Below are 19,298 nucleotides of genomic sequence, written 5' to 3' on the forward strand. Positions count from 1 at the left end.
ATCGAACCAAGGACACGGGGATTTTCAATCCCCTGCTCTACCGACTGAGCTATCCGGGCAACGGGGCGCATTAAACCGTAAAGGGGCGCGGTCGTCAACGGCTTTACACGAAAAAAGTGATAAAAGCGCGCTGACTGCCTGCTTTTCAGGCAAAATGCATAAAATCAGTACCCGTCAGGTGAGCGCGCCACCCTGACGGCACTGTGCAAAACGCAGAATATCTTCCGCCAACCGCTGAGCGGTATCTACATCAGCCTGACTGCGGTTGACCAGCATTCGGCTGAGACAGCCTTCCAGCACCAGTTCCATCTGCCTTGCAACCATCGCCGGATCGTCAATTTCCAGCGTGGTCAGTAGCTCATGGGTAAAATCATGTGCCGCGCGTTTTTGTTGATTAGCCAGTTGGTGAATAGGATGGGTTGGGTCGGGATAAAACGTACAGGCGGCAATGAACAAGCAACCAGGATAACGGTTATTACTGACACATTCCGAAAGCGCGCTGTAGCGTGCCAGTAGCTTTTGTTCAGCAGAAAGCGTCTCATCAAGAAGAAGCTGGCGTCGCCAGATATCTACCTGCTGACTCAGATAACGTAGCGCGTCATATAAAATGGCTTCTTTATCTGGCCAGAAACGCTGTAATGTGTCGAGTGGGCGATTTACGCGCTCCGCCACCATTTCCAGCGTAGTATCGGCTATCCCTTGCGTCTCCAGTAATTTCAGGGCTTCTCCCAGAATATCTTCACGTTGCACGGTATTCTCCTCCGTCTTTGCTTTTGCAAGTGTCGCTCACGGTTGGCGATCGTGCAAATGCGCGCTAAAGGTGGCGGCGTCCATAAAGCCGGTGACTCGCGATTGCGGCTGTTCCTGGCCTTGGGCATTAAAGAACAGAATGGTGGGCAGCCCGAGGACTTGCAGATGCTTTAACAGCGCGACATCCTGCGCATTATTAGCGGTGACGTTAGCCTGCAAGAGCACCGTGTCGCCGAGCGCCTGCTGGACCCGCGGATCGCTGAAGGTATACTTTTCAAACTCTTTACAGGCCACGCACCAATCGGCGTAGAAATCCAGCATAACGGGTTTGCCTTTGGCCTGCGCCAGCGCCTGATTGAGTTCGTCCACGGTAGAAATAGCCGTGAAATTGAGGTGCGCTGGAGCTTGCGCGGATGGCGATCCGAACGCCCAATCCTGTAGAGGCCGCACGCTAATGAGCGCTGCCGCCAGCAGGATAATCTGTACGATACGCATCCACGCTCGTCTGGCCTGAAGGCTGGTGATAAAGGCCCAACCAAAGAAAGCGACGCCCAGCAGCGACCACAGACGTAAACCCCAAGCCTCGCCAATAATCCGCTCCAGTAAAAAGACCGGTAACGCGAGGATCACGAAACCAAAAGCGGTTTTAACATGCGCCATCCACGGGCCGCTTTTCGGTAGCAGACGGTTGCCAAACACGGTGACCAGCATTAGCGGCAGACCCATACCTAATGCATACAAATACAGCGTACCGCCGCCCAGCCACATGTTGCCGCTCTGAGCGATATAAAGCAGGATCGCGCTTAATGGCGCTGTGGTACAGGGCGAGCAAATTAATCCGGCAATCGCCCCCATAACAAAAACACCGCCGGGCGAGCCGCCTTGCTGACGATTACTCATTAATGTCAGCCGGGTTTGCAGTGAGGAGGGGAGCTGTAGTGTGAACAGGCCAAACATCGACAACGCAAGCAGGGTGAACACGATGGCAAGGCCGATTAACACATAAGGGTGCTGCAGCGCCGCCTGAAACTGTAATCCCGCCGCGGCGACGACCAGACCCAGTGCGGTATAGGTCAGCGCCATCCCTTGTACATAGATAAAGGCCAGCAGCAGTGCGCGCCCCGTCGACAAACGTTGCCTTCCCCCCAGGACAATACCGGAAATCAGCGGATACATGGGTAAAACGCAGGGCGTAAAGGCGATGCCTATGCCGATCAGCAGTGCCCAGAGCGCGGAAAAAGGTAGCTGGGCGGCGGGTTTTGACGTCTCACTCGTCTGGGTGACAGCAGGCGTCGGCGTGGCGTCTATTGCCGCGGCGACTTCACTTAGCGGCACCGTTTTCGTTTCCGGCGGATAACAGAATCCCGCATCGGCGCACCCCTGGTACGTTATCGTTAATGTCGCGCCAGCCGCCGCCTGGTTAACCGTTACCGGAACGTTTAGCCGCTTACGGTAGATTTCGCTTTTTCCGTAGAACTCATCTTCATGCCAGACGCCTGCCGGGAGTTGGACTGCGGCGATATCCGCTTTCGTCGGCGTGATACTGATTTGTTTACGGTAAAGGTAGTAACCCTCTTTTACCTGCCAGGAGAGGGTAAGATCGTGTTGATTTTGCTGAAAATCAAAAACAAACGCCCGGTCGGCAGGGACGAACTGCGAGCGACCCGGCGCGTCGAATAATCCGGCGAAGGCGGATGTGCTGCACAGCAGCAGGATCAGCGTAAAGATGCGTTGAGCCATGAGAGGTAATCAGTATCTCCGTGAGTAACAGGTAAAACCAGAAGTTCAGGCGTTTGATACGGGTGATGAGACTTCAGGCAGTCGATAAGCGCTTGCTGATGTGAAACGGTGGTTTTTAAGATCATTTGAACTTCATACTCCTGCTCCAGTTTGCCTTCCCAGTAGTACAGCGATGTCGCGCCGGGGAGGAGGGTGGCGCAGGCGGCCAGTTTTTCCGCCAGCACTTTGGCGGCCAGATCCTGGGCGGTAGCTTCATCCGGGGCGGTACAAAGCACCACAACGGCCTCGGGGATGGAAATATCCTGACTCTTAACATCAAGCATAAACACCTCGAAAGAACAAAAAGACCCGCAAGTGAACGGTCACTATACAACGGACGAGGGCAGGATGTTAGTCAAAGGGCGGGAGAATGCGGGGCGTGATACGCCCCGCGGGTGAAACACTTACAGCATAAAGCTGCCCAGCAGGAAGCCGAAGCAGACAGCCAGAACGACGCCCAGGGTGCCTGGGATGAAGAACGGGTGGTTAAAGACGAATTTACCGATACGGGTTGTACCGGTGTCATCCATCTGTACCGCCGCAACCAGAGTCGGGTAGGTCGGCAAAATGAACAGGCCGGAAACGGCGGCGAAGGAAGCGACTGCCGTCAGCGGAGAGACGTTCAGCGCCAGCGCCATCGGCATCAGCGCTTTCGCCGTTGCCGCCTGAGAGTAGAGCAGCGCGGAAGCAAAGAAGAAGATGACGGCCAGCAGCCACGGATGCCCCTGGATGACGCTACCCGCAGTGTCTTTGATCCAGTCGATGTTAGCGGATACGAAGGTATCGCCCAGCCACGCCACGCCCAGGATACAGATACAGGCGCTCATCCCTGCTTTAAAGGTACTGGAGTTGAGGATGGCGTCAGTTTCCACTTTACACAGGATGGTGGTCAGCGTTGCGACGCTCAACATGATGATCAAAATAGCGTTGGTGGTGTTCATCAGCGGTTTCTCAACCAGGCCGAGGCTCGGACTGTTGACAATCGCATAAACAACCACGCAGATAACGCCCAGCAGGAACAGCCAGACGGAATTTTTTGCCATCGGTTTGATTTCAATCTGCTTTTCACCACGCAGTTCAATCAGCCCTTCTTCCAGACGCTTGCGGTAAATCGGGTCGTCCGACAATTTGGAGTTGAACAGCATCGTGACCAGGAAGGACATCACCAGCACCGCCAGCAGCGTAGAGGGGATAACCACGGACAGCAGGTGAATGTAGCTAATGCCATGACCTTCCATAACAGAAGACATATACACCACGGCCGCAGAAATCGGCGAGGCGGTAATCGCAATCTGCGCGGATACCACGGCGGTCGAGAGCGGACGGCAAGGTTTGATTCCCTGCTCCTTCGCGACTTCAGCAATAACCGGCAGCGTTGCCAGGGAAATGTTCCCGGTACCAGCAAAAATAGTCAGGAAATAGGTCACAATCGGTGCGAGGATAGTGATGTATTTCGGGTTCTTACGCAGCAGTTTTTCCGTCTGGTTTACCAAATAATCCAGACCGCCCGCGACCTGCATAGCAGAGATCGCGGCGATAACCGCCATGATGATGGAAATGACATCGAATGGAATTGTCCCTGGCTTCACGCCGATGGCGGCAAGTACCAGAACACCCAGCCCACCTGCGAATCCAATACCGATGCCCCCAAGTCTGGCGCCCAAAAAGATTGCCAGCAAAACAATGATAAGTTCGACAACTATCATATTAGCCTTCCTTGTTGTTTAACAAGTTGATATTAAATTGTTGTTATTTGGTAACTTCTTGTAAGAAAAAAGGCACGTCATCGTGACGTGCCTCTTTGGTTCTACCCTGTACGATTACTGTTCGCTTTCATCAGTATAACGTTTAGCTTTATAAGCCGGGTGCATCAAGTTCTGTACGGAGAAAATATCGTCCAGCTCGGCTTCCGTTAACAGGCCGCGCTCCAGCACAACTTCACGTACGCTCTTACCGGTTTCAGCACAGATTTTACCGACGATGTCGCCGTTGTGGTGGCCGATGAACGGGTTGAGGTAAGTGACGATACCGATGGAGTTATAAACGTACCCTTCGCACACTTCTTTATTCGCGGTAATGCCGTTAACGCATTTTTCCAGCAGGTTGTAGCACGCGTTGCTCAGAATGTGGATGGATTCGAACATCGCCTGACCGATAACCGGCTCCATAACGTTCAACTGCAACTGACCGGCTTCCGCCGCCATCGTAACGGTGGTGTCGTTACCGATGACTTTAAAGCATACCTGGTTTACGACTTCCGGTACTACCGGGTTCACTTTGGCTGGCATGATGGAAGAGCCCGCCTGCAGTTCCGGCAGGTTGATCTCGTTCAGGCCGGCACGAGGACCAGAAGAGAGCAAGCGCAGGTCGTTACAGATTTTGGACATCTTCACTGCCAGACGTTTCAGCGCGCTGTGAACCATAACATACGCGCCACAGTCAGATGTCGCCTCAATCAGATCTTCAGCCGGAACACAGGCGAAACCAGTGACTTCAGCCAGTTTTTTCACCGCCAGCGGAGAGTATTCTTTCGGCGTGTTCAGACCGGTGCCGATTGCCGTTGCGCCAAGGTTGACTTCCAGCAGCAGCTCAGCAGTACGCTCGATGCTTTTCACTTCTTCTTTCAGCAGGATGCTGAACGCACGGAATTCTTGACCAAGCGTCATCGGTACGGCGTCCTGCAACTGGGTACGACCCATTTTCAGGATGTCCTGGAATTCAACCGCTTTACGTTCGAAACCTTCACGCAACTGGTTGATGGCATCGATCAGTTTGACGATAGAGGCGTAAACCGCTACACGGAAGCCTGTCGGATAGGCGTCGTTAGTGGATTGACATTTATTCACGTGGTCGTTCGGGTTCAGGTACTGATATTCACCTTTCTGATGACCCATCAGTTCCAGCCCGATGTTGGCCAGCACTTCGTTGGTATTCATGTTGACGGAAGTGCCCGCGCCGCCCTGGTAGACATCTACCGGGAACTGGTCCATGCACTTACCGTTGTTAAGGACTTCATCACATGCGGCAATGATGGCATTCGCCACACTCTTAGGAATGGTTTGCAGCTCTTTGTTGGCCAGCGCCGCCGCTTTTTTTACCATAACCATGCCACGCACAAATTCAGGGATGTCGCTGATTTTGTTATTGCTAATGTAGAAGTTTTCAATCGCTCTCAGAGTGTGAACACCATAGTAGGCTTCAGCTGGAACTTCCCTGGTACCCAACAGATCTTCTTCGATACGAATGTTGTTTGACATGTGAACCTTCTTTTTCAAGCTGCCAATGATTTTTACTTTAAAACACACAGGATATATGTGATTTCGAATGTTTTCTGACCGACGATTATCCCCTCCATCGGCCTGATAAACGAGATCATATGCTGCTTCAGAATTCCTACCGTAATCTGGATCACTTAAAGTGTGGGAATTTACCCCTTATTTATTATTTTGTGAAATAGGTCACCGCTTTAGTATTACTACCTAAAATAGGTGTACAAACCACTTGAAATTTTGCTACGCACCACCATATCGAATCGATGCGAATCGCAACCCCATTCAAATGGTCGTCGCAGACGGCCATGACTTACAGGAGAGTCCTTTGCGCTGGATACCCTTTTTAGCTGTCTTTCTCTATGTTTACATTGAGATTTCTATCTTTATCCAGGTCGCCCATGTGCTTGGTGTCCTGATGACGCTAATCCTGGTGATTTTTACGTCTGTTATCGGTATGTCGCTGGTACGTAACCAGGGTTTTAAAAACTTTTTGCTGATGCAACAAAAAATGGCGGCCGGTGAGAGCCCGGCGGCAGAAATGATTAAGAGTGTATCGCTGATCATCGCTGGCTTACTGCTCCTGTTGCCGGGGTTTTTCACCGATTTTCTCGGCCTTCTCCTTTTGTTACCGCCGGTGCAAAAACATTTGACGCTGAAGTTGCTGCCGCATTTACGTTTTTCCCGGATGCCGGGCGGCGGGTTTAGCGCGGGTACTGGCGGTGGCGAAACATTTGACGGCGAGTATCAGCGTAAAGATGACGATCGCGATCGTATTGAACATAAAGACGATCGTCGGGATTAAAGGTAGAGATGTTGGTCGGATAAGTCGCGTGAGGCGCTATCCGGCCAGCGGATTCGTCTTACGCCATGCGTTTTCGCTTCGGTAAAAACAGCCATAATGCAGCCAGCATGATAATGGCATATAAGCTTTTCCACCCCAGCATTGCCAGCAATAACAGGCACAGTAGACAACCCGTCACCGCCAGTGCATAGCAACGCCCTTTCAACAGTCGACAGCCCGCCAGCATACAAAGCAGATAGAGCATAATAAAAATCCCATTAGCATAGACGATCAGCGCATTGAGGTTAATCTTCAGGGCGTAGACAACCAGGGAACTCACGCAACAACAGACCAGAATAACGTTTAACGCGTGCAAGGGAAGGCGCCCGGGAGAGAGTTGAGCCAGATAGTGATCGGGCTGATATTGCATTTGCGTCCATACCAGACGCGCAAAACTCTGAGCATACACATTCAGGCTGGCAAAGCAGGTGAGATAACCAATAATGCAGGCTACCCACAACGCCTGGATACCGAAGAGATGAACAATAATAAGCGGTAGCGAGGCTGTTGCCGCTATCTTGTCGCTATAGACGCCAAAATGCAGCACCACGGCGGTACAGGTCCAATAAATGGCGCCGGCCAGCATCAGGCCAATGATCAATGCGCGCGGAAAATCACGTTCAGGATTTTTAAATTCAGACGACAAATGCGTAAAAGCCTCAATTCCCACAAATCCCCAGAACATGATCGCCAGGGCGGTACACAGCCGGGAAAAGGTGATTTCGTTTGCGGCTGGGAAGGTGATATCTGCAGGTTTAATCGCGCCTTTCCACAGAATGGCGGCAATAAGCGCGATAATTAATCCAGCGATAATGGCTTGCAGGTTGGCGCTGGAGCTGGCGCCGCGCGATCCCATAAACCATAGTAAACCTAGAGTACCCAGCTCCCCAAATAAGAGCTGTTCGCTTTGCCAGCCAAACAGCGCCTGGCCGAAACCCACCGCAATATGCAAGGCTGCGGGAAAACTAACAGGAATGACTGATAAAAACAGCCAACTGATCACTCGTTGCAGACGCGGGCCAAATGCCATCCCGACAAAATGCGCTACGCCGCCAGCGTGTGGAAAATGACGCCCCAGCACAGCAAAGACAATCGCAATAGGGAAAATCAAAATAATGAGCAGCGGCCATGCCCAAAGGCTGATGTCGCCTGCTGCCAGCGCAGCCAGCTCCGGAAGCGCAAAAACGCCAGTCCCTAATAATGATGTGGTTAACAAGATAACGCCCTGAACCAACCCAAGCTCTTTTTTTAGTTCATTCATCAGCTCATTATCCGGCGGCATTGTAACGTCAGGTGACGACAGGCATTTTTAAGCGTATCACACACGCCTTTTCTTATAGCAGGATGTTCTAAACCTTGGGTAAACGTGAGATAAGTAGCGTTTTTACCGCTTTTTTCGCTCAGAAGAATTTTTTTTCATCTCCCCCCTTGAAGGGGCAAAACCCCATCCCCATCTCTCTGGTCACCAGCCGGGAAACCGTTTACGGGCCGGCGTCACCCATAACTGATAATGACTTTCTCAAAGGAGAGCTATCAATGAGTATTCGTCCGTTACATGATCGTGTGATCGTCAAACGTAAAGAAGTTGAGTCCAAATCTGCTGGCGGCATCGTACTGACCGGTTCCGCAGCGGGTAAATCAACTCGTGGCGAAATCATCGCTGTCGGTAAGGGTCGCATCCTGGACAACGGTACTGTACAGCCGCTGGACGTGAAAGTTGGCGACATCGTTATTTTTAACGATGGCTACGGTGTGAAATCTGAAAAGATCGACAATGAAGAAGTGTTGATCATGTCTGAAAGCGACATTCTGGCAATTGTTGAAGCGTAATCCGCGAACGACACTGAACATACGAATTTAAGGGAAAGAGAAAATGGCAGCTAAAGACGTAAAATTCGGTAACGACGCTCGTGTGAAAATGCTGCGCGGCGTAAACGTACTGGCAGATGCAGTGAAAGTAACCCTCGGTCCGAAAGGCCGTAACGTGGTTCTGGATAAATCTTTCGGTGCGCCGACTATCACTAAAGATGGTGTTTCCGTAGCGCGTGAAATCGAACTGGAAGACAAGTTTGAAAACATGGGCGCGCAGATGGTGAAAGAAGTTGCCTCTAAAGCGAACGATGCTGCAGGCGACGGCACCACCACCGCGACCGTACTGGCGCAGTCCATCATTACCGAAGGCCTGAAAGCCGTTGCTGCGGGCATGAACCCGATGGACCTGAAACGTGGTATCGACAAAGCGGTTGCTGCGGCGGTTGAAGAGCTGAAGGCGCTGTCCGTACCGTGCTCCGACTCTAAAGCGATTGCTCAGGTAGGTACTATCTCCGCTAACTCCGACGAAACCGTGGGTAAACTGATCGCGGAAGCGATGGATAAAGTCGGTAAAGAAGGCGTTATCACCGTTGAAGACGGTACTGGTCTGCAGGACGAACTGGACGTGGTTGAAGGTATGCAGTTTGACCGCGGCTACCTGTCTCCTTACTTCATCAACAAGCCGGAAACTGGCGCAGTAGAACTGGAAAGCCCGTTCATCCTGCTGGCTGATAAGAAAATCTCCAACATCCGCGAAATGCTGCCGGTTCTGGAAGCCGTTGCAAAAGCAGGCAAACCGCTGCTGATCATCGCTGAAGATGTTGAAGGCGAAGCGCTGGCAACTCTGGTTGTTAACACCATGCGTGGCATCGTGAAAGTGGCTGCGGTTAAAGCACCTGGCTTCGGCGATCGTCGTAAGGCGATGCTGCAGGATATCGCTACCCTGACCGGCGGTACCGTAATCTCTGAAGAGATCGGTATGGAGCTGGAAAAAGCAACCCTGGAAGACCTGGGTCAGGCGAAACGTGTTGTGATCAACAAAGACACCACCACCATCATCGATGGCGTGGGTGAAGAAGCTGCCATCCAGGGCCGTGTTGCTCAGATCCGTCAGCAGATTGAAGAAGCGACCTCCGACTACGATCGTGAAAAACTGCAGGAGCGCGTAGCGAAACTGGCAGGCGGCGTTGCGGTTATCAAAGTTGGCGCTGCGACCGAAGTTGAAATGAAAGAGAAGAAAGCCCGCGTTGAAGATGCCCTGCACGCGACCCGTGCTGCGGTAGAAGAAGGCGTGGTTGCTGGTGGTGGCGTTGCGCTGATCCGCGTTGCTTCTAAAATTGCTGACCTGAAAGGCCAGAACGAAGACCAGAACGTGGGTATCAAAGTTGCGCTGCGCGCAATGGAAGCTCCGCTGCGTCAGATCGTGCTGAACTGCGGCGAAGAGCCGTCTGTTGTCGCTAACACCGTTAAAGGTGGCGACGGTAACTACGGTTACAACGCAGCAACTGAAGAATACGGCAACATGATCGATATGGGTATCCTGGACCCAACCAAAGTTACCCGTTCTGCGCTGCAGTACGCGGCTTCTGTGGCTGGTCTGATGATCACTACCGAGTGCATGGTGACCGACCTGCCGAAAAGCGATGCTCCTGATTTAGGCGCTGCTGGCGGCATGGGTGGTATGGGTGGTATGGGCGGCATGATGTAATTGCCCACCCCCTGCATCCTTCAGGCTGCAGATGCGTTGGCTAACCCCAGTCACTTACTTGAGTAAGTGACTGGGGATTAACAAACTGGCCGCCTTCCTGCAACCAGAATGATTTGGGTGCTTATCTCCCAGAATTGAGAAACCCTCGGGCAGAAATGACCGGGGGTTTTTCTTTTGGTCATCTTTTTAGTATAAGATTCAGATACGGACAAAACGTCCAGCTCATTGATTATGGGGAATAACATGCACGTGAAATATTTAGCAGGGATCGTTGGCGCCGCGCTGCTGATGGCGGGTTGTAGCTCCAGCAACGAACTCACCGCTGCCGGCCAAAATGTACGCTTTGTCGAAGATAAGCCAGGCGCGGAGTGCCAGCTTATTGGTACGGCAACTGGTAAACAGAGTAACTGGTTTTCAGGCCAGCACGGCGAAGAGGGTGGCTCAATGCGTGGCGCAGCGAACGATCTGCGTAATCAGGCGGCCGCGATGGGTGGAAACGTGCTGTATGGCGTAAGTAGTCCGTCACAGGGCATGTTGTCCAGTTTTGTCCCGACGGCCAGCGAGATGAACGGCCAGGTTTATAAATGTCCGAACTGATATGTCTGAATCGTAACGCCCTCTGAAAGATTCAGAGGGCGATATGGTTAGCGTTTTTCCTGCGATGATGCCATGCGTAGATTATGCAACGCGCGCATGCATTGATCTTGCGTCAGACGCGCTGCTTTACCGGTTCCAAGCGTTCTGACAAAAACCTTACACGGTTTTCCTTCCAGCTTTTTAAGACGCGGGCTGAAATTCAGCAAGCGGCGTGATATCGCTTCAGCTTCTTTAGAGCCTGACTGACTACGGGTCTTAATGATGGTGCCGCAATCATGCGATTGTCCTGCCTCATCTGTATAACGATAAACGAGCGCTAAATAATGGTTATACAGATTATGTTTCCAGTCAGGCTGGTTATAGGTATCGAATTCGATATTACCGTTTTCCAGGCAGTCAGCATCGTATAATGGTAAAAAGTCCAGCATTGAAGAAATACGCAATGCGAGCTCACGCATTTCGGCATTATTAATGGCGTGAATAATAGCCATCACCAGAACTTCAACCTGCCACTCACCGACCTGTAAATCAAGATGGCTACCATTGTGCAGCTTTAACGTAAAGGTTAATACTTTTTCTGTATTATCGCTCAACGCTAAAGATTCAACACGCTGATTAACATCGGCATTTTCCAGCTCTTCACGGAGTATTGCCGGAATATTCTCATGCATTTTAAGCACATGACTGCTTTTGGCTTTCTGGCGTTTTTCCTGCTCTTGTTCCGGAAGCGAGTGTTGTAAATAAAGCCGGTGTTCAAGGCCGATCAACAAGTCTCGCAGCGCGAGCACAGGAAAGAAAAGCAGTGTTTCTTTATTTCTCAGTGACTTCACCTTAAGCGCCAGCGCGATAAACTTATCATTGTGACGAATAACGCCGGTATTTAGTCCCTTAATCGTTAAGGCCATGTCAATTCTCCACAAATATAAAATAATTAAATGTTTTACTGCAATGTATTTGATATATAAATTGTTTATGCCGTCCTATAAAAAGGAGAACCAGTATAATTCGAAAATGCAGTACACGCTAAGCGAGTCCTGAAACGGACTTTATTGAAAAGAGAGGACCGGAAAGGTGTATTTAACGAAGGTTAGTTTATCCTCGCCAGAGGGTGAGGAGAATCGCGGGGGAATCTCCTCGTAATATTGCGCGCTAATATTTTTCGTCGTCCCTGACGCGCCCGCGAGGATTAGCACTGCCGAAGCTGTAAATCCAGCGGTGTTTTGCTCGGTTCGCCGCCGATTTCACGCGCCAGTCTTGGCACCATATAGCCGGATACCAGCGTGAGCAGTTCGCGCATGATTTGCCGGGCTTCGTCATCGGTGACCATAAAATGCGCGGCGCCCTGCACTTTATCCAGCACATGCAGGTAATAGGGCATCACGCCGGCGTCAAATAGCGCGTTGCTCAGATTCGCCAGCGTTCGCGCGTTATCATTCACGCCACGCAGCAGGACGCTCTGGTTGAGAAGCGTGACGCCCACGTGGCGCAGTTTCTTCATCGCCAGGCAGAACGCCTCGTCCACTTCATTAGCGTGGTTGATATGGTTCACCAACAAAATTTGCAGACGTGACTGGTCAAAGCGGGCGACCAGTTCGTCAGTAATGCGTGCCGGGATGACGATAGGCAACCGACTGTGGATGCGTAGCCGCTTGACGTGCTTAATGGCTTCCAGTTGCGTGAGCAGCCAGTCCAGCTCATGATCTTTCGCCATCAGCGGATCGCCGCCGGAAAAGATGATCTCATCCAGTTCCGGGTGTGCGGCGATATACTCCAGCGCGACTGTCCAGTTGCGCTTATTGCCTTGATTCTCTGCATACGGGAAGTGACGACGGAAACAGTAGCGGCAATTTACCGCACATCCGCCTTTTACCAGCAATAGCGCCCGGTTTTGGTATTTATGCAATAATCCTGGCACCACGCTGTGTTGCTCTTCCAGCGGGTCGGTGGAGAAACCGGGGGCGACAATAAATTCATCCCGGGACGTCAGCACTTGACGTAAAAGAGGATCGTCAGGGTTGCCCTTCTCCATGCGCGCAATAAAAGCGCGCGGCACGCGGAGGGCAAACAAGCGTCTGGCGTCCTGTCCTGCCCGGAGGTTTTCATCAGCTTCAATCTGTAAAAGATGCAGCAGTTCGTCGGGATTGGTCACAACATCGGCAAGTTGCGCTAACCAATCTTCTCGCAATGGGGTATTTAGGGTTACAATATGCGCCATTTTGTGGCTTAGCTACCAGTTAACAATTTCAGAGGGCCTTATGGCGACTTACTATAGCAACGATTTTCGTTCCGGTCTTAAAATCATGTTGGATGGCGAACCTTATGCGGTTGAATCCAGTGAATTCGTGAAACCGGGTAAAGGCCAGGCGTTTGCCCGCGTTAAGCTGCGCCGTCTGCTGACCGGCACGCGCGTTGAGAAAACCTTCAAATCGACCGATTCCGCAGAAGGCGCGGATGTAGTCGATATGAACCTGACTTACCTGTACAACGACGGTGAGTTCTGGCATTTCATGAACAACGAAACCTTCGAACAGCTGTCTGCAGATGCCAAGGCTATCGGCGACAACGCAAAATGGCTGTTGGATCAGGCGGAATGCATCGTAACCCTGTGGAACGGTCAGCCTATCTCTGTCACTCCGCCGAACTTTGTTGAACTGGAAATTGTTGATACCGACCCAGGTCTGAAGGGCGATACCGCAGGTACTGGCGGCAAACCAGCCACGCTGTCTACTGGCGCAGTGGTTAAAGTTCCGCTGTTCGTGCAGATTGGCGAAGTGATCAAAGTCGATACCCGTTCCGGCGAATACGTATCCCGCGTAAAATAATTTACGTTATCGGGAAAAATGGTGCAGCGTATGCTGCGCCATCCTATTTTTCGCGCCTCAATGATGAAACGCTTTATCGGCCTTGTCGCGCTGGTTCTTCTTACCAGCACATTATTAACGGCATGTAATACCGCCCGCGGCTTCGGCGAAGATATTCAGCATCTTGGCCACGCCATCTCCCGCGCAGCCAGCTAATCGCTTCTCGTCTTCCTAAAATTAGTCGATCGCCCGTCATTTTCTGGGATGTTGTCTATTATTAAGTTGCTATACACAAACAACATTGGCTAGAAAAGGAAGACATTATGGTTAAAAAGACAATTGCAGCGATCTTTTCTGTTTTGGTACTTTCCACTGTATTAACTGCTTGTAATACCACGCGCGGCGTGGGCGAGGACATCTCGGACGGTGGTAGTGCGATCTCTGGCGCTGCAACCAGAGCTCAGCAGTAATCATCAACGGTACGGCATGGCGTCGTACCGTTAATCGATTTTCTCCGGAAGCATAAGAAAGGGAGAATACCGGTTATCCATATGAAGTTTCATACGGATATTACGTTTATAGGTGTAAACCGTTTTCCCGTGAATGCCAAGCGCATACGCAATCTCTTTATTGCTGGTGCCTTCCGTCCACATCGCGAGCACTTTTTCCTCCTGCGGAGAGAGCAATGGCGTGGCGCTTTCCGGCGCTTCCTGCAGTGGATGAGTATATAGCGCTCCTTTAATTCGTTGTGCAAGCTCATGTAAAGGCGTGTGTTTAGATAACACCGCATGACTGGCATATTGCGGTCTGTACGGCAAATTCCCCGACTGTAATAATACCAACGGCGTCATCCTGCAGGCGGCAAAAAATGCATTGATAGGCTGCTCGGGTAAGGCATCGTTGAGAAAACCATATAAATCAGCGATAACCAGATGGGGCTTCCATTGCAGAATATGTTCTTTCGCCAGTATAAGGTTATTCATCCCGGATACCAGCAGTGAAGAACTGAGCACATCAGTGTGATTAAGCCAGGCCTCCATGCCCGTACGGGTAAAGTGGCATCGGTCTATCACTAAAATTTTCAACATAGTTTTTTGCACCCGGAAGTAGATAAAGCACTTTCTTTCCCAGAAGGCGTTCCATCATAGAGAACTCCTGTGGGCGCTAAATGCGAAAACTACGCGGCTTAAAAGGGCCAATTCCCGCCTTTAGACGGAAAAAAATAAAAAGGTTGAAATTCATTTTCTCTCAGGCAAGAATGGCTTTTCATCCGTATACGTTACAGGACGACCTGTAAACGCTATTCTCACCGGGGACGGCCCCATTAATTATCTGGAGCCTGCTATGTCCTGGATCATTCTATTAATCGCTGGTTTACTTGAAGTGGTATGGGCTGTCGGCCTGAAGTATACCCACGGTTTTTCTCGTCTGACCCCCAGTATTATCACCATTACGGCCATGGTTATCAGTATGGCGTTACTTTCCTGGGCAATGAAAACGCTGCCCGTTGGAACGGCGTACGCCATCTGGACCGGCATCGGCGCCGTCGGGGCGGCAATCACCGGTATCCTTCTGTTGGGCGAGTCTGCCTCACCGGCGCGTTTGCTCAGTCTTGGCTTGATCGTCGCGGGTATCATTGGGCTAAAACTCAGTGCGCATTAATTCGTTGCTGATATCGCTACGAACCTGATTGTTTTACCCAAATTAATTTATTGACGTCAAACCCCTCCCGGGTCGCGACGGCCAGCATTTGTTGTTTTATTTCCTCAGAAAGCGTTGGCGTGCGAGAGAGTATCCACAGATAGTCGCGATCCGGGCCGCACACCAGCGCATGACGGTATTCCCGGTCAAGCGCAATCACGTTATAGCCGCCGTAGAACGGGCCGAAAAAAGAGACCTTGAGCGCGGCGCGGTTTGGACTACCGGTAAAATACGCTTTGCCTTCTGTTTTTTGCCACATTCCCCGATCCGGGTTATAGCCTTTATTGATGACATTAATCCCGCCATCGTCACGCAGACTATAGGTGGCCGTGACTTGTTCCAGTCCACGTTCAAATCGATGATCGAGGCGTGCGATCTCATACCAGGTGCCGAGGTAACGTTTGGCATCAAAGTTATTTACCACGGTAACGCCTTTAGGCGGGGTAGGTGAACTACAGGCGACAACCAGAAATGCCGCAGTAACCGCAGCAACGACGGGCAGCAAGCGCATAGCGTTTTTCCTTCCAGTGTTTTTTCTAAGTGTAGAACCTGGCGGGAAAATGAGAGGCAGGAAAAGAAAAAACGCCCTCTTATCGGGTAGATAAGAGGGCGTCGTGGCAACTTAGAGAGTGATAACGCCAATCGCCGTCACAACGGTCAGGATTGCCGCCAGACCGTAGAAGACCCATTTGCCCGCGGGCACGTGGATTTTCAGGTCATGCATCGCGTGGTGCATACGGTGTAGGCCACACCATAGCGGCAGCACGATCATCAGGAACAGAAAAACACGACCAATAAAGCTTTGGGCGAACGCCAGTACGCGCTCAAAACTCAGGGCATCGCCCGGAAATAGCCCCAGCGGCAGCATGATGCCAACCAGTAGCACGATCACCGGCGCGATGATCGCGCCCCACATACCGCCTGCGCCAAACAGTCCCCAGAATACGGGTTCATCAGAACGTTTTGGGTTTGGATTAATCATCCGGGACTCCTTACCAGAACAGGGCAACATACAGAATGACTACGGTGACTACCGCAGTGACCACCCAAAGCCCTTTGATGATTGGCTCTGGCCCCATTTTTTCGTCTTTTACAATGATATTGGCCGCCTTCGGCGCCAGTTCAAACCAGGTTTTGGTGTGCAGCAGCGCGGCCGCCAGGGTGATCAGGTTTAAGATCACTACCACCGGGTTTTGTAAAAAGCCGACGAATCCCATCCAGGATTCCGCGCCGTGTTTGAGCGCAAACAGACCGAAAATCAGTTCAATACTGAACCAGACTGCCGGCACCGCTGTGCCTTCGCGCAGCATATAAAAGCGATAAAACGGCAGTTTTTTCCACCAGGTGGACGTCATCGGCCGCACATAGGGTTTGCGTTTAGTCGTCATGTTGCACTCCTTAGCGTGGTTTCAGGGTGGCGATAAGAAAGTCTTTCGAGCTTTCCACTTTACCCTGCTGAATGGCCGCAGCCGGATCGACATGTTTTGGACAGACTTCGGAGCAGTAGCCCACGAAAGTACAGGTCCATACGCCGTTCGGACTGTTCAACTGCGCCATACGCTCCTTCTTACCGTGATCGCGGCTATCTTCGTTATAGCGATGCGCCAGCGTAATCGCAGCCGGTCCGATAAATTCAGGATTCAGACCGAACTGCGGGCACGCGGCGTAGCACAGACCACAGTTGATGCAACCGGAGAACTGGTGATACTTCGCCATTTGCGCCGGGGTCTGGACATTCGGCCCCTGATCTGGCGTGCGAGAGTTGCCAATAATGTACGGTTTGATCGCTTCCAGGCTTTCGATAAAGTGCGTCATATCGACAACCAGATCGCGCTCAATCGGGAAGTTCGCCAGCGCTTCCACCTTCATACCGTTGGTGTAATCGCGCAGGAAGGTTTTACACGCCAGTTTAGGGACGTTGTTGACCATCATGCCGCAGGAGCCGCAGATCGCCATACGGCAGGACCAGCGGTAGCTCAGGTCTGGCGACAGGTTATCTTTGATGTAGCCCAACGCGTCCAGTAGCGATGTTGTTTCATCATAAGGAACTTCATAGAAAGCACTGTGCGGCGCGGTATCGGTTTCCGGGTTATAGCGCACCACCTCAACTTTCAGGTTTTTCATCTCAGCCATTCGCCTTCTCCTTCTTATCGGCTGCTTCCGCTTCACCGCCGTAAACACGTTTGGCTGGCGGCAGGGTGGTGATTTTCACGTCGCTGTATTCCAGACGGGTCGTGCCATCAGCATCGCGGAAGGCGAGGGTGTGCTTGAGGAAGTTCACATCGTCGCGCTCGGTACAGCCTTCATCCAGACGCTGATGCGCGCCGCGGGACTCTTTACGCGCCAGCGCAGAGTGCGCCATACATTCCGCCACGTTCAGACCATGACCCAGTTCGATGGTATACAGCAGGTCAGTGTTGAACACGCTGGAAGTATCGGAGATACGTACGCGCTTGAAACGTTCCTGAAGCTCGGCCAGTTTATCAACGGTTTTCTGCATCAGTTCCGGGGTACGGTAAATACCGCAACCTTCTTCCATAGACAGACCCATCTCATCGCGGATCTTCGACCAGTTTTCGTTGCCTTCCTGGTTCACCAGATTTTTCAGACGCTGTTCAATATCGGCAACCTGGGCGTCGAGCGCGGCGCTATTTGCGGCGCCTGCCGTAGCAGCGCGTTCCATTGCTTGTTCGCCAGCCAGACGACCAAACACCACCAGTTCCGCCAGTGAGTTGGAACCGAGGCGGTTCGCGCCATGCAGGCCAACAGAGGAGCATTCGCCAACGGCAAACAGCCCTTTGACACGGCTTTCACAGTTCTGGTCGGTTTCAATGCCGCCCATGGTGTAGTGCGCGGTCGGACGTACTGGAATCGGTTCTTTAACCGGATCGACGCCGACATAGGCTTTCGCCAGTTCGCAAATGAACGGCAGACGTTCATGCAGTTTCTTCTCGCCGAGATGACGCAGGTCGAGGTGAACCACATCGCCGCGCGGCGTGGAGATGGTGTTGCCTTTACGCCATTCGTGCCAGAAAGCCTGGGATACTTTGTCGCGTGGCCCCAGTTCCATATATTTGTTTTTCGGCTCGCCCAGCGGCGTTTCGGGGCCCATGCCGTAGTCTTGTAGGTAACGGTAGCCATTTTTATTGACCAGAATACCGCCTTCGCCGCGGCAACCTTCGGTCATCAGGATACCGGAACCTGGCAGGCCGGTCGGGTGATACTGAACGAATTCCATATCACGCAGCGGAACGCCGTGGCTCAGCGCCATGCCCATCCCGTCGCCGGTGACGATGCCGCCGTTGGTGTTATAGCGGTATACGCGGCCTGCGCCGCCTGTCGCCATGACCACGGCGTTGGCGCGGATTTGCACCAGCGTGCCTTCCATCATGTTCATTGCCACCAGGCCGCGCGCATGGTTGTCATCAACCAGAATATCCAGCACAAAATGTTCGTCAAAGCGCTGGATTTGTGGGAACTGCAGGGAAGTCTGGAACAGGGTATGCAGCATATGGAAGCCGGTTTTATCCGCGGCGAACCAGGTACGCTCGATTTTCATACCACCGAAGCGACGCACGTTAACGCTACCGTCCGGACGGCGGCTCCACGGGCAGCCCCATTGCTCCAGCTGCGTCATCTCAGTGGGACAATGGTGGACAAAGTAATCCACGACATCCTGCTCACACAGCCAGTCTCCGCCTGCTACCGTATCGTGAAAATGGTAGTCAAAGCTGTCATGATCCTGGGCGACAGCGGCTGAACCCCCTTCGGCAGCGACGGTGTGGCTGCGCATCGGGTACACTTTTGAGATCAGTGCGATTTTAGCATTGGGATTCGCCTGTGCGGCAGCAATTGCAGCACGTAATCCCGCGCCACCGGCGCCTATAATGGCAAGATCGGCTTGAAAGGTTTGCACGACATTCCTCCAGATTATTGTAATTTCACCCTCGCGCAGCCAGATAAAGCCTCTGGGTTCTGCGAAGTATGAATGCGTTTCCACTGCTCCTTTATGGGTACAACAGTATAGTCTCAGGGAT

At 52.0% G+C, this 19,298-nt stretch carries 22 protein-coding genes; 8 read left to right on the forward strand and 14 right to left on the reverse strand.

Annotated features, from left to right (window positions below):
- Nucleotides 1–174: 174 nt before the first annotated feature.
- The 5 genes from ACLD4F_RS15750 to aspA form a co-directional block, all read right to left on the reverse strand.
- Nucleotides 175–750 (reverse strand): transcriptional regulator, encoded by a 576-nt coding sequence (locus tag ACLD4F_RS15750; protein ID WP_001188509.1) that lies wholly within the window; start codon nt 748–750, stop codon nt 175–177.
- A gap of 36 nt (nt 751–786) precedes the next feature.
- On the reverse strand, nt 787–2,490 hold the full coding sequence (locus ACLD4F_RS15755; protein WP_000068885.1) for a protein-disulfide reductase DsbD: 1,704 nt from the start codon (nt 2,488–2,490) through the stop codon (nt 787–789).
- Entirely contained in the window at nt 2,466–2,813 is a 348-nt protein-coding gene (gene cutA / locus ACLD4F_RS15760; protein ID WP_000887832.1) for a divalent cation tolerance protein CutA, read from the reverse strand. Before cutA ends, ACLD4F_RS15755 begins: the two co-directional genes overlap by 25 nt.
- A 120-nt stretch (nt 2,814–2,933) precedes the next feature.
- On the reverse strand, nt 2,934–4,235 hold the full coding sequence (gene dcuA / locus ACLD4F_RS15765) for an anaerobic C4-dicarboxylate transporter DcuA (protein ID WP_000637595.1): 1,302 nt from the start codon (nt 4,233–4,235) through the stop codon (nt 2,934–2,936).
- 114 nt (nt 4,236–4,349) lie between these two features.
- A complete protein-coding gene (gene aspA, locus ACLD4F_RS15770; RefSeq protein WP_000069440.1) occupies nt 4,350–5,786 on the reverse strand; it encodes an aspartate ammonia-lyase in 1,437 nt (478 codons plus the stop codon).
- Nucleotides 5,787–6,126: 340 nt separating this feature from the next.
- Between aspA and ACLD4F_RS15775 the strand changes: the two genes are divergently transcribed.
- The gene (locus tag ACLD4F_RS15775; protein ID WP_001267291.1) at nt 6,127–6,603 is read left to right on the forward strand and encodes an FxsA family protein; all 477 of its coding nucleotides are present in this window, start codon (nt 6,127–6,129) and stop codon (nt 6,601–6,603) included.
- Between the two features lie 58 nt (nt 6,604–6,661).
- Here ACLD4F_RS15775 and yjeH read toward each other — a convergent pair whose 3' ends face one another.
- Entirely contained in the window at nt 6,662–7,903 is a 1,242-nt protein-coding gene (gene yjeH / locus ACLD4F_RS15780; protein WP_058331446.1) for an L-methionine/branched-chain amino acid transporter, read from the reverse strand.
- A 275-nt stretch (nt 7,904–8,178) separates the two neighbouring features.
- Between yjeH and ACLD4F_RS15785 the strand changes: the two genes are divergently transcribed.
- The 3 genes from ACLD4F_RS15785 to ACLD4F_RS15795 all read left to right on the forward strand — a co-directional run bounded on the left by ACLD4F_RS15785 (nt 8,179) and on the right by ACLD4F_RS15795 (nt 10,759).
- The gene (locus ACLD4F_RS15785) at nt 8,179–8,472 is read left to right on the forward strand and encodes a co-chaperone GroES (protein WP_000027827.1); all 294 of its coding nucleotides are present in this window, start codon (nt 8,179–8,181) and stop codon (nt 8,470–8,472) included.
- Between the two features lie 43 nt (nt 8,473–8,515).
- A complete protein-coding gene (groL, locus tag ACLD4F_RS15790; RefSeq protein WP_000729126.1) occupies nt 8,516–10,162 on the forward strand; it encodes a chaperonin GroEL in 1,647 nt (548 codons plus the stop codon).
- 243 nt (nt 10,163–10,405) lie between these two features.
- On the forward strand, nt 10,406–10,759 hold the full coding sequence (locus ACLD4F_RS15795) for a DUF4156 domain-containing protein (RefSeq protein WP_000558210.1): 354 nt from the start codon (nt 10,406–10,408) through the stop codon (nt 10,757–10,759).
- Nucleotides 10,760–10,806: 47 nt separating this feature from the next.
- Here the strand turns inward: ACLD4F_RS15795 and ACLD4F_RS15800 are convergent, their stop codons facing one another.
- Both ACLD4F_RS15800 and epmB read right to left on the reverse strand, forming a co-directional pair.
- Entirely contained in the window at nt 10,807–11,664 is an 858-nt protein-coding gene (locus tag ACLD4F_RS15800; RefSeq protein WP_001229227.1) for a YjeJ family protein, read from the reverse strand.
- Nucleotides 11,665–11,945: 281 nt separating this feature from the next.
- Nucleotides 11,946–12,974 carry an EF-P beta-lysylation protein EpmB gene (gene epmB, locus ACLD4F_RS15805; protein ID WP_000940482.1) on the reverse strand — a complete coding sequence of 343 codons (1,029 nt, stop codon included), beginning with the start codon at nt 12,972–12,974 and terminating at the stop codon, nt 11,946–11,948.
- 40 nt (nt 12,975–13,014) lie between these two features.
- Here epmB and efp point away from each other — a divergent pair, with 40 nt between their 5' ends.
- The 3 genes from efp to ecnB all read left to right on the forward strand — a co-directional run bounded on the left by efp (nt 13,015) and on the right by ecnB (nt 14,030).
- On the forward strand, nt 13,015–13,581 hold the full coding sequence (efp, locus tag ACLD4F_RS15810; RefSeq protein WP_000257282.1) for an elongation factor P: 567 nt from the start codon (nt 13,015–13,017) through the stop codon (nt 13,579–13,581).
- 60 nt (nt 13,582–13,641) lie between these two features.
- Complete coding sequence (locus tag ACLD4F_RS15815; RefSeq protein WP_000977687.1) at nt 13,642–13,776, forward strand: entericidin A/B family lipoprotein; 135 nt, start codon at nt 13,642–13,644, stop codon at nt 13,774–13,776.
- 107 nt (nt 13,777–13,883) lie between these two features.
- The gene (gene ecnB, locus ACLD4F_RS15820; protein WP_000239598.1) at nt 13,884–14,030 is read left to right on the forward strand and encodes a lipoprotein toxin entericidin B; all 147 of its coding nucleotides are present in this window, start codon (nt 13,884–13,886) and stop codon (nt 14,028–14,030) included.
- 30 nt (nt 14,031–14,060) lie between these two features.
- Here ecnB and ACLD4F_RS15825 read toward each other — a convergent pair whose 3' ends face one another.
- Nucleotides 14,061–14,648 carry a helix-turn-helix transcriptional regulator gene (locus ACLD4F_RS15825; protein WP_023212829.1) on the reverse strand — a complete coding sequence of 196 codons (588 nt, stop codon included), beginning with the start codon at nt 14,646–14,648 and terminating at the stop codon, nt 14,061–14,063.
- Between the two features lie 256 nt (nt 14,649–14,904).
- Here ACLD4F_RS15825 and sugE point away from each other — a divergent pair, with 256 nt between their 5' ends.
- A complete protein-coding gene (sugE, locus tag ACLD4F_RS15830) occupies nt 14,905–15,222 on the forward strand; it encodes a quaternary ammonium compound efflux SMR transporter SugE (RefSeq protein WP_000118469.1) in 318 nt (105 codons plus the stop codon).
- Nucleotides 15,223–15,238: 16 nt separating this feature from the next.
- Here sugE and ACLD4F_RS15835 read toward each other — a convergent pair whose 3' ends face one another.
- The 5 genes from ACLD4F_RS15835 to frdA form a co-directional block, all read right to left on the reverse strand.
- Nucleotides 15,239–15,772 carry a lipocalin family protein gene (locus ACLD4F_RS15835; protein ID WP_001238398.1) on the reverse strand — a complete coding sequence of 178 codons (534 nt, stop codon included), beginning with the start codon at nt 15,770–15,772 and terminating at the stop codon, nt 15,239–15,241.
- Nucleotides 15,773–15,883: 111 nt separating this feature from the next.
- Nucleotides 15,884–16,243, reverse strand: a complete 360-nt coding sequence (frdD, locus tag ACLD4F_RS15840) for a fumarate reductase subunit FrdD (protein ID WP_000609648.1) — start codon at nt 16,241–16,243, stop codon at nt 15,884–15,886.
- Nucleotides 16,244–16,253: 10 nt separating this feature from the next.
- Nucleotides 16,254–16,649 carry a fumarate reductase subunit FrdC gene (gene frdC / locus ACLD4F_RS15845; RefSeq protein ID WP_000208749.1) on the reverse strand — a complete coding sequence of 132 codons (396 nt, stop codon included), beginning with the start codon at nt 16,647–16,649 and terminating at the stop codon, nt 16,254–16,256.
- 10 nt (nt 16,650–16,659) lie between these two features.
- The gene (gene frdB / locus ACLD4F_RS15850; protein ID WP_000829509.1) at nt 16,660–17,394 is read right to left on the reverse strand and encodes a fumarate reductase iron-sulfur protein; all 735 of its coding nucleotides are present in this window, start codon (nt 17,392–17,394) and stop codon (nt 16,660–16,662) included.
- Nucleotides 17,387–19,177: a fumarate reductase (quinol) flavoprotein subunit gene (gene frdA / locus ACLD4F_RS15855; RefSeq protein WP_001192954.1), complete on the reverse strand. Its 1,791-nt coding sequence runs from the start codon at nt 19,175–19,177 to the stop codon at nt 17,387–17,389. Before frdA ends, frdB begins: the two co-directional genes overlap by 8 nt.
- Nucleotides 19,178–19,298: the final 121 nt, after the last annotated feature.

Origin of the sequence: Salmonella sp. 741265050_HSA, assembly GCF_046569445.1 — a bacterium.
GTDB lineage: Bacteria > Pseudomonadota > Gammaproteobacteria > Enterobacterales > Enterobacteriaceae > Salmonella > Salmonella enterica.

Bases quoted from the DNA above. Each gene is read 5' to 3' on its own strand.
- ACLD4F_RS15755 (WP_000068885.1), bottom strand. From the start codon at position 2,490: ATGGCTCAACGCATCTTTACGCTGATCCTGCTGCTGTGCAGCACATCC.
- cutA (WP_000887832.1), bottom strand. From the start codon at position 2,813: ATGCTTGATGTTAAGAGTCAGGATATTTCCATCCCCGAGGCCGTTGTG.
- dcuA (WP_000637595.1), bottom strand. From the start codon at position 4,235: ATGATAGTTGTCGAACTTATCATTGTTTTGCTGGCAATCTTTTTGGGC.
- aspA (WP_000069440.1), bottom strand. From the start codon at position 5,786: ATGTCAAACAACATTCGTATCGAAGAAGATCTGTTGGGTACCAGGGAA.
- yjeH (WP_058331446.1), bottom strand. From the start codon at position 7,903: ATGAATGAACTAAAAAAAGAGCTTGGGTTGGTTCAGGGCGTTATCTTG.
- ACLD4F_RS15785 (WP_000027827.1), top strand. From the start codon at position 8,179: ATGAGTATTCGTCCGTTACATGATCGTGTGATCGTCAAACGTAAAGAA.
- groL (WP_000729126.1), top strand. From the start codon at position 8,516: ATGGCAGCTAAAGACGTAAAATTCGGTAACGACGCTCGTGTGAAAATG.
- ACLD4F_RS15795 (WP_000558210.1), top strand. From the start codon at position 10,406: ATGCACGTGAAATATTTAGCAGGGATCGTTGGCGCCGCGCTGCTGATG.
- ACLD4F_RS15800 (WP_001229227.1), bottom strand. From the start codon at position 11,664: ATGGCCTTAACGATTAAGGGACTAAATACCGGCGTTATTCGTCACAAT.
- epmB (WP_000940482.1), bottom strand. From the start codon at position 12,974: ATGGCGCATATTGTAACCCTAAATACCCCATTGCGAGAAGATTGGTTA.
- efp (WP_000257282.1), top strand. From the start codon at position 13,015: ATGGCGACTTACTATAGCAACGATTTTCGTTCCGGTCTTAAAATCATG.
- ACLD4F_RS15815 (WP_000977687.1), top strand. From the start codon at position 13,642: ATGATGAAACGCTTTATCGGCCTTGTCGCGCTGGTTCTTCTTACCAGC.
- ecnB (WP_000239598.1), top strand. From the start codon at position 13,884: ATGGTTAAAAAGACAATTGCAGCGATCTTTTCTGTTTTGGTACTTTCC.
- ACLD4F_RS15825 (WP_023212829.1), bottom strand. From the start codon at position 14,648: ATGTTGAAAATTTTAGTGATAGACCGATGCCACTTTACCCGTACGGGC.
- sugE (WP_000118469.1), top strand. From the start codon at position 14,905: ATGTCCTGGATCATTCTATTAATCGCTGGTTTACTTGAAGTGGTATGG.
- ACLD4F_RS15835 (WP_001238398.1), bottom strand. From the start codon at position 15,772: ATGCGCTTGCTGCCCGTCGTTGCTGCGGTTACTGCGGCATTTCTGGTT.
- frdD (WP_000609648.1), bottom strand. From the start codon at position 16,243: ATGATTAATCCAAACCCAAAACGTTCTGATGAACCCGTATTCTGGGGA.
- frdC (WP_000208749.1), bottom strand. From the start codon at position 16,649: ATGACGACTAAACGCAAACCCTATGTGCGGCCGATGACGTCCACCTGG.
- frdB (WP_000829509.1), bottom strand. From the start codon at position 17,394: ATGGCTGAGATGAAAAACCTGAAAGTTGAGGTGGTGCGCTATAACCCG.